Genomic DNA, 8,917 nt, shown 5'->3' with positions numbered 1-8,917 from the left:
GGACGGTCCAGATACCCGTCGACACGGGCACACACCGCATCGAAAGCGTCCGCGAACACCGGGAACGCGGCATACAGCTCACGCCCCATCCCCAGCCGCTGACTCCCCTGGCCCGAGAACAGGAACGCCGTGCCGGGCGGGGAGCCGGCCGTGCCGCGGAGGGCCGTCTCCGTATCCGTGGCCGGGTCGTGGGCGGCCAGGGCGCGCAGTGCGGGCAGGAAGTCCTCCCGTCGGGTGCCGAGTACGGCGGCGCGGTGTTCCAGTGCCGCGCGGGAGCTCGCCAAGGACAGGGCCACGTCCGCCGGTTCCAGGGCCGGATGGCGCTCGACGTGGTCGAGGAGGCGCTCTGCCTGCTCGCGGAGGGCTTCGGGCCCGGTTCCGGAGATCAGCCAGGGGACCGGCTTCGGTGCGGTGCGCGTCTCGGTGGGTGCCGGGGGCTCCACGGGCGGCTGCTCGATGATGACGTGGGCGTTGGTGCCGCTCACGCCGAAGGAGGAGATGCCGGCCCGGCGGGTGTGGTCCGTTCCGGCCGTCCAGTCGACGGGCTCGGTCAGCAGCTCGACGGCGCCCGCCGACCAGTCGACGTGCGGGGTCGGCGCGTCGACGTGGAGGGTCCGGGGCAGGGTGCCGTGGCGCATCGCCTCGACCATCTTGATGATCCCGCCCACGCCGGCCGCGGCCTGGGTGTGCCCGATGTTCGACTTCAGGGAGCCCAGCCACAGCGGCCGGTCCTCCGCCCGGTCCTGGCCGTACGTCGCCAGCAGCGCCTGGGCCTCGATCGGGTCGCCGAGGGTGGTGCCGGTGCCGTGCGCCTCGACCACGTCCACGTCGGCCGGGGAGAGCCCGGCGTTCGCGAGGGCCTGGCGGATGACGCGCTGCTGGGCCGGGCCGTTGGGGGCGGTGAGGCCGTTGGAGGCGCCGTCCTGGTTGACCGCGGAGCCCCGTACGAGGGCCAGCACGGGGTGGCCGCCCCGGCGGGCGTCGGAGAGCCGCTCCACCAGCAGCATGCCCACGCCCTCGCCCCACCCGGTGCCGTCGGCCGCCGCCGCGAACGGCTTGCACCGCCCGTCGACGGCCAGACCGCGCTGCCGGCTGAACTCGACGAAGGCGTTGGGGGTGGACATCACGGTCACCCCGCCGGCCAGGGCGAGGTCGCACTCGCCGCGCCGCAGGGCCTGCGCGGCGAGGTGCAGGGCGACGAGGGAGGAGGAGCAGGCCGTGTCCACGGTCAGCGTCGGCCCCTCCAGGCCGAAGGAGTAGGCAATGCGGCCGGAGACGACGCTCGCCGAACTGCCGGTGCCGATGTAGCCCTCCAGGTCCTGCGGGACGCTCAGCAGGCGGGAGGCGTAGTCCTGGTAGCCGGAGCCGATGAACACACCGGTGCCGGTGCCGCGCAGGGAGGTGGGGTCCATGCCGGCCCGTTCGAAGGCCTCCCAGGCGGTCTCCAGCAGGAGGCGCTGCTGCGGGTCCATGGCGAGGGCCTCGCGGGGCGAGATGCCGAAGAAGGAGGGGTCGAAGTCGGCGACGTCGTGGAGGAAGCCGCCGTCCCGGGCGTACGTGGTGCCGGGCCGGTCGGGGTCCGGGTCGTAGAGGGAGTCCAGGTCCCAGCCCCGGTCGGCGGGGAAGCCGCCGACCGCGTCGCGGCCCTCGGCGACGAGGCGCCAGAGGTCCTCGGGGCTGCGCACCTCGCCGGGGTAGCGGCAGCTCATGGCGACGATCGCGAGCGGCTCGCCGTCGTCGGCGCCGCGGGCGGTGGCCGTCGGTGCCGAGGCGGCGGCCCGGCCCGTGACGGCCGCGGTCAGCTCGGCCAGCAGGTGGGCGGCCAGGGCGGACGGGGACGGGTGGTCGAAGACGAGGGTGGCCGGGAGCCGGACCCCCGTCGTCCTGCCGAGGCGGTTGCGCAGCTCCACGGCGGTGAGGGAGTCGAAGCCGAGTTCGCGGAAGGCCCGGTCGGCCGGGACCGCTTCCGCGTCCTGGTGGCCGAGCACCGCGGCGGCCTCGGCCCGTACCAGGGCGAGGACGGCGCGGGCCTGCTCGGCGGCGGTCAGGGCGGTGGTGCGGCGGGCGAACTCGGGCAGTTCGCCGTCGCCCGGGCCGTCGGACGCCGTGCCCGCGGCTGCCCCGGCGAGGGCCTCGACGGCCTCGGGAATTGCGTTCAGCAGCGGGCTGGACCGCAGCAGGGTGAAGGAGGGCGCGAAGCGGTCCCAGGCGACGTCGGCGACCGTCACCGTCGTCTCGTCCGCGGCGAGGGCGGCGTCCAGTGCGGCGAGGGCCGAGGCCGGGCTGAGGGCGGGCAGCCCGCGCTTGTGCAGCCGGTCCTCGGCGTCGCCGTCCTCGACCATGCCGCCGCCGGCCCAGGGGCCCCAGGCGACGGCGGTGGCGGCGAGTCCTCGGGCGCGGCGGTGTTCGGCGAGGGCGTCGAGGGAGGCGTTGGCCACGGCGTAGGCCGCCTGGCCGGCCGCGCCCCACACGCCGGAGATCGACGAGAAGAGCACGAAGGCGTCGAGCGGGCGCGCCCCGGCCTCCTCGGCCAGCAGCTCGTCGAGGTGCCGGGCGCCGGCCGTCTTGGCGGCGAGGACCTCGGCGAACTCCTCGGCGGTGGTCTCGGCCAGCATGGCCGGGGTGCCCACTCCGGCCGCGTGGACGACGGTGGTGAGGGGGTGGTCCTGCGGGAGGCCGGCCAGCAGCCGGGCCACGGCCTCCCGGTCGGCGATGTCGCAGGCCTCGATGGTGACCCGGGCGCCCAGGGCCTCGAGTTCGGCGCGGAGCGCCGCGGCGCCGGACGCCGCCGCTCCCCTGCGGCTGGTGAGGACCAGGTGGTCCGCTCCGGCCCCGGCGAGCCGGCGGGCCACGTGGGCGCCGAGGGCTCCGGTGCCGCCGGTGATCAGGACGGTGCCGTGCGGCTGCCGGGCGGGCGCGGCTTCCGTGGCCGGCTCGGACTGCCCCTGGGGGGCGCGCAGCAGGCGGCGTACGTAGACGCCGGCGCCGCGCACGGCCAGCTGGTCCTCATCGGCGTGGGTGTGCGCGAGGACGGCCGCGAAGCGCCGGGCGGCGCGGTCGTCGAGCACCTCGGGCAGGTCGACCAGGCCGCCCCAGCGTGCGGGGTGTTCGAGTGCGGCGGTCCGGCCGAGGGCCCAGACCGCCGCCTGGGCGGGGCTGCGCAGCGGGTCGGAGGTGCCGGTGGAGACGGCGCCCCGGGTGGCGCACCACAGGGGGGCGTCGAGGCCCGCGTCGCCGAGGGCCTGGACCAGCGCGAGGGTCGCGGCGAGCCCTTCCGCCAGGACGGGGTGGGCCCGGTGCGGCTGCTCGTCGAGGGCCAGCAGCGACAGGACCCCGTCGACGGGGTGGTCGTGGGCGGCGGCGCGCAGCAGGGCCACGAGCGCCTCCCGGCCCGTGCCGGGTTCGACCGGCAGGGGCCGTACGGTCGCGCCGTGCTCCTCCAGGGCCCGCAGGACGTCGGCCGTCCACGGGTCGTCGGCCGGGCGGGCGGCGGGGACCAGGGCCAGCCAGCCGCCGCCGGGGCGGCCGGGGGCGGTGCGGGCGGGGGCGGGTGCGGGCTGCCAGGCGATGCGGTAGCGCCGGCCGTCGAGCGTGGACCGCTCCTGGTGGTTGCGGCGCCAGAGGGAGAGGGCGGGCAGGACCGAGCTGAGGGGCGCGTCGTCGGTGAGGCCGAGGCGCTGCGCGAAGGCGGCGAGGTCGGCGCGTTCCACGGAGTCCCAGAACCCGGCTTCCGCCGGGTCGGCGGCCCGGGCGGCGTCGGCGGCGGGCCGGCCGGAGAAGGCCGTGGACTCCAGCCAGTAGCGGCGCCGCTGGAAGGCGTAGGTGGGCAGGTCGTGGAGGGCCGGGCGGCCGGCGCGGCCGCCGGACGGGGCGGTCGGGTCGCACGGGACTCCGTGGACGTGCAGCCGTGCCAGTGCGGAGGCGGCGGCCAGGTCCTCGGGGGACTCCGCGCGCAGCAGGGGTACCGCGTGCGCGGAGTCCGCGTCCAGCAGGGGCCGGGCCAGGCCGGACAGCACTCCCCCGGGCCCTACCTCGACGAACACCGAGGCTCCGGCGTCCGCCAGGTACTGCACCGCGTCCGCGAACCGGACCGCTGCGCGCACCTGGCCGACCCAGTACTCGGGGTCGCCCAGTTCGGCGGCCGTCAGGCGGCGGCCGGTCACGGTGGAGACCACGGGAAGGGCCGGTGCGGCGAACGGGACGGCTTCGACGAGCTCGCGGAAGGCGTCGAGCATCGGGTCCATCAGCGGCGAGTGGAAGGCGTGGGAGACCGTCAGGGCCTTGGTCTTGCGCCCCTCGGCCGCCAGCTTCCCGGCTAGCTCGGTGACGGTGTCCTCGGCACCCGAAAGCACCACCGACGCCAGCCCGTTGACGGCGGCGATGCCCGCCCGGTCCTCGAACCCGGCCAGCAGGGCCCGGACCTCCTCCTCGGAGGCCTCGACCGCGACCATCACACCGCCCGAGGGCAGCTCCTGCATCAGCCGGCCGCGCGCGGCCACCAGCTTCGCCGCATCCTCCAGCGACAGCACGCCCGCGACGTGGGCCGCCGCGAACTCCCCGACGGAATGCCCGGCCAGGAAGTCCGGGCGCACGCCCCACGACTCCACCAGCCGGAACAACGCCACCTCGACCGCGAACAGTGCCGGCTGCGTGTACCCGGTCCGGTTCAGCAGCTCCGCGTCCTCGCCGAACACCACCTCCCGCAGCGGGAGATCGAGATACGGGTCCAGGGCCGCGCACACCGCGTCGAAGGCGTCGGCGAACACCGGGAAGACGGCGTGCAGTTCACGGCCCATGCCCGGGCGCTGGCTGCCCTGCCCGGAGAACAGGAACGCCGTCTTGGTCTTGCGGGCGGCGGTGCCCTCGAAGCCCCGGCCCGTCGGTTCCCGGCGGGCGAAGGCGGTGAGGGCGGCGACCAGTTCGTCGCGGTCGTGCCCCACGACGGCTGCCCGGTGGGGCAGTTGGGCGCGGGTCGTGGCGAGGGCGTGGCCGATGTCGGCGGGCTCGGTGTCCGGGTGTTCCCGTACGTACGCCAGGAGCCGCCCGGCCTGCTCGGGGAGCGCCTCGGGGGTGCGGGCGGAGAAGGGCCAAAGGAGCGGGGCCCGGACGGGTCCGGCGGCCGGGGCGGCTCCGGTGTCGGGCGCGGCCGGTTCGGGGGCCGGCTGCTCGATGATGACGTGGGCGTTGGTGCCGCTCACCCCGAAGGAGGAGACTCCGGCCCGGCGCGGGCCTTCCGTCTCCGGCCAGGCGACGGCCTCGGTCAGCAGGCGGACGGCTCCCGCCGACCAGTCCACGTGCGGGGAGGGCTCGTCGAGGTGCAGGGTGGCGGGCAGGGTCCCGTGCTGCATGGCCATGACCATCTTGATGACGCCGGCCACGCCGGCCGCGGCCTGGGTGTGGCCGATGTTCGATTTGAGTGCGCCCAGCAGCAGCGGCCGTTCGGCCGGGCGGTCCTGGCCGTACGTGGCGAGCAGGGCGTGGGCCTCGATCGGGTCCCCGAGCGAGGTGCCGGTGCCGTGTGCCTCTACGGCGTCCACCTCGGCCGCGGTGAGCCGGGCGTCGGCCAGGGCCTGGCGGATGACGCGCTGCTGCGCCGGGCCGCTGGGGGCGGTCAGTCCGTTGGAGGCGCCGTCCTGGTTGACGGCGCTGCCGCGGAGCACGGCCAGGACGCGGTGGCCGTGGCGGCGGGCGTCCGAGAGGCGCTCCACGAGGAGCATGCCGACGCCCTCGCTCCAGCCGGTGCCGTCGGCGGCGGCCGAGAAGGGCTTGCAGCGCCCGTCGGCGGCCAGCCCGCGCTGGCGGCTGAACTCCATGAAGGCGCCGGGCGTGGACATCACCGTCACGCCGCTGACCAGGGCGAGGGCGCACTCGCCCTTGCGGAGCGCCTGGGCGGCGAGGTGCAGGGCGACGAGGGAGGAGGAGCAGGCCGTGTCCACGGTCACCGCGGGGCCTTCGAGGCCGAAGGTGTAGGCGAGCCGTCCGGAGATCACGGCGGCGGCGTTGCCCGTCCCGAGGTACCCGTCGAAGTCCTCCGGGGAGGTGGACAGGCGGGCGTAGTCCTGGCCGTTGGTGCCGGCGAAGACACCGGTGCGGGTGCCGCGCAGGGTGGCCGGGTCGATCCCGGCCCGCTCGAAGGCCTCCCAGGCGGTCTCCAGCATCAGCCGCTGCTGCGGGTCCATCATCAGGGCCTCGCGCGGGGAGATCCCGAAGAAGGCGGCGTCGAACTCGCCCACGCCGTCGAGGAAGCCGCCGTGGCGGACGTAGCAGGTGCCGGCGTTGTCGGGGTCGGGGTCGTAGAGGGCGTCCAGGTCCCAGCCGCGGTCGGCCGGGAAGCCCGCTATCGCGTCGCCGCCCTCGGCGAGGAGGCGCCACAGCTCCTCGGGGGAGCCGATTCCGCCGGGGAAGCGGCAGCTCATCGCGACGATGGCGATGGGCTCACGGGCTTCGTCCGTCATCTTCCGGTTCTGGCGGCGCAGCCGCTCGGTCTCCTGGAGGGAGGCGCGCAGTGCCTGAACGATCTTGTCGTTCGATGTGGTCATGATGTGCTCCGTACTCGGGCCGTTGATCAGGCTTCGCTGTCGCCGAGCGCCAGTTCGATGAGGTGGTCGAGGTCCATGTCCGCGATGGCGGAGTCGGTGTCCGTGTCGGGGTCGGTGCGGGGGCCGGTGCGGTCGGCGTCGGGTGCCGTGTCCGTCGGCCCGGCCAGTGCCAGCAGGGCGTCCATGAGGCCGGCCTCGCGCAGGCGGGCCAGCGGGACGGTGGCGAGGGCCCGGCGCAGCCGGGCCTCGTCCGGGCCCTCCTCCGGGGCGCGGCCCGCGGCCCCCGCGGGCAGCAGCGCGCTCAGCAGGCCGTCGGTGAGGGCGCTCGGGGTGGGGTGGTCGAAGACCATCGTCGTCGGGAGCCGGAGCCCGGTCGCGGCGCCGAGCCGGTTGCGGAGTTCGACCGCGGTGAGCGAGTCGAAGCCGAGGTCCCGGAAGGCCCGGTCGGGCTCGATGGCGTCCGTGGCCGGGTAGCCCAGGACCGACGCCGCCTCCTTGAGCACCCGTTCCAGCAGCAGGTCGTGCCGCTCCTCCGGGCCGAGGCCGGACAGCTCCCGTACGAGCTCCGCGGCCGCGGGGGCGCCGGCTGCGGGGGCCTCGTCGGCCGCGGCGCCGGCGGCCAGCGCCGCCCGTGCCTCGGGCAGGTCGGCGAGCAGGGCGCTGGGCCGGCCGATGGTGAAGGAGGGCGCGAACCTCGGCCAGTCGACGTCGGCCACCACCACGGCGGTCTCGTCCCGGTCCATGGCCAGTTGCAGGGCCGAGACCGCCAGGGCCGGGGAGAGCGAGGGCAGTCCGCTGCGCCTCAGGTACTCCTCCGCCCCGCCGTCGGCGGCCATGCCGCCCTCGGCCCAGGGGCCCCAGGCGACGGCCGTCGCGGCGAGTCCCCTGGCCCGGCGGTGCTGGGCCAGCGCGTCGAGGAAGGCGTTGCCCGCGGAGTAGGCGGCCTGGCTGCCGCTGCCCCAGACTCCGGAGACGGACGAGAAGAGGACGAACGCGTCCAGGTCCCGGTCGGCGAGCAGCTCGTCCAGGTGGACCGCGCCGGCCACCTTGGCGGAGACCACGGCGGCCAGCTCCTCGGGGCCGGTCTCCGCCACGGTGGTGAACTGCGGGAGCCCGGCGGCGTGCACGACGGCCGTCAGCGGGGCGGGGTCCCCGGACAGGGTGTCCAGCAGGCCCGCAAGGGCCGCCCGGTCGGCGACGTCGCACGCGGCGACCGTCACCCGCACCCCCGACTCCCGCAGTGCGGAGGCGAGTTCGGCCGCACCCGCCGCGGCCTCGCCGCGCCTGCTGGTGAGGACCAGGTGCTCGGCTCCGGCCGCGGCCAGCCAGCGGGCGGTGTGCCCGCCGAGCGAGCCCGTACCGCCGGTGATCAGGACGGTGCCCCGGGGCTTCCAGCCGCCGTCCCCGGCGGCGGTCCCCGTGGTGCGGGGCATCCGGGCCAGCCTGCGGACGAGGGTCCCGGAGGGGCTCACCGCGAGCTGGTCCTCGCCGTCGGCGCCGCCGAGGACCTCGGCGAGGCGGGCCAGCGTCCGCTCGTCGGGGGCGCCGGCGCCGGCAGCCGCTCCGGGGAGGTCGATCAGGCCGCCCCAGCGGCCGGGGGTCTCCAGTGCGACCGCGCGTCCCATGCCCCAGACCAGGGCCTGGAGCGGCCGGGTGACCGGCCGGGAGCCGCTGACGGCCACGGCCCCCGTGGTCAGGCACCACAGCGGCGCCTCGACGTGCAGGTCCCCGAGTGCCTGGACGAGCGCGACGGTGGCCGCGAGACCGGCCGGCAGGCCCGCGTGCACCGGGTGGCTGCGTTCGTCCAGTGCCAGCAGGGACAGGACCCCGGCCACCGGTGCGCCGTCCACGGCTCCGGCCTCCCGCAGCAGCGCGGCCAGCGCCCCGCGGTCGGCCCCGGGGTCGGCGACGGTGACGCGGAGGGGCTCGACGGCCGCCCGGTCGGCCAGCATCCGGGCGTAGGGCTCGACGGTCGCCGCGTCCGGGGCCACGACCAGCCAGGTACCCGACGGGGCGGCGGCCGGCAGATCGGTGCGGGGCTGCCACACCGCCCGGTAGCGCCAGCCGTCGAGGGTGTTCCGGGTCCGGCTCTCCCGGCGCCAGGTCGAGAGCGCGCCGAACACCGAGTCCAGCGGCGCCCCGGCCGCCACCCCGAGCTGCGCGGCGAGGGCCTCGGGGCCCCCGTTCTCCACGGTGTCCCAGAACTCCGCCTCCGCCGCGTCGGCCGGTGCGGTACCGGTGGCGGCCGGTGCCGCCTGCGTCGTCAGCCAGTAGCGCTGGCGCTGGAAGGCGTAGGTCGGCAGGTCCACGCGACGCGCACCCCGGCCGGCCAGGACGGCCGGCCAGTCCACCGGCGTGCCCTGGACGTGGAGCCGCGC

2 protein-coding genes are annotated in these 8,917 nt (G+C 76.7%); both read right to left on the bottom strand.

The annotated features are described in order from the left end of the window. The coding region (locus tag AB0469_RS40705) for a type I polyketide synthase (RefSeq protein ID WP_366456658.1) at nt 1-6,539 on the bottom strand (6,539 nt) is incomplete at its 3' end. Nucleotides 6,540-6,565: 26 nt separating this feature from the next. Next, nucleotides 6,566-8,917 (bottom strand): SDR family NAD(P)-dependent oxidoreductase (locus AB0469_RS40700; RefSeq protein ID WP_366456657.1); only part of this gene is annotated, 2,352 nt, incomplete at its 5' end.

It is taken from the genome of Streptomyces sp. NPDC093801 (assembly GCF_040701585.1).
Taxonomy (GTDB): Bacteria; Actinomycetota; Actinomycetes; order Streptomycetales; family Streptomycetaceae; genus Streptomyces.
The sequence above is the reverse complement of the archived record's forward strand: the minus strand, read 5'-3'. Positions and strand labels throughout refer to the sequence as shown.